The sequence below is a fragment of the Corallococcus praedator genome, from assembly GCF_003612125.1.
Classification (GTDB): Bacteria; Myxococcota; Myxococcia; order Myxococcales; family Myxococcaceae; genus Corallococcus; species Corallococcus praedator.
The window spans coordinates 1-434 of the sequence record NZ_RAWI01001106.1 but is presented as its reverse complement, the minus strand read 5'-3'; the positions used below and the strand labels follow the sequence as shown (position 1 = coordinate 434).

Here is a 434-nt window from a genome sequence, read left to right as displayed (position 1 = left end):
GAACAAATCACACCCGACGCGGATAGCTCGTTTCATATATTGCTGACTCCCCATCTGGAAAACGTTTTCCTCTGGCATTATCATCCGGAGTACGAGATCGTGTATATCGACGGAGCCAGCGGCACCCGGCACGTCGGCGACCATATTTCGCGCTACGAAGGCAGTGATCTGGTCTTTATCGGTCCGAATATCCCGCACCTGAATTTTGACTATGGTGTCAAAACGGACTACCGCAAAGTGGTAGTTCAACTGAACGAAGATTTTCTGGGTGAATCTTTCTGGCGGGCACCGGAGTTTGCCGACGTGGCCCGGCTGTTCGCGATGGCCCGTTCGGGACTGTCGTTCCACGGTGAAACCAAACGCATCGTCGGCGAGCAACTGGAAGCCCTGGCAGCGTGGCCACCGTTTGAGCGGATGATGGCGCTGCTGACTAT

At 54.8% G+C, this 434-nt stretch carries 1 protein-coding gene; it reads left to right on the top strand.

What is annotated here, in order from left to right:
- The coding region (locus D7Y13_RS43250) for a cupin domain-containing protein (RefSeq protein ID WP_208734661.1) at positions 1 to 434 on the top strand (434 nt) is incomplete at both ends.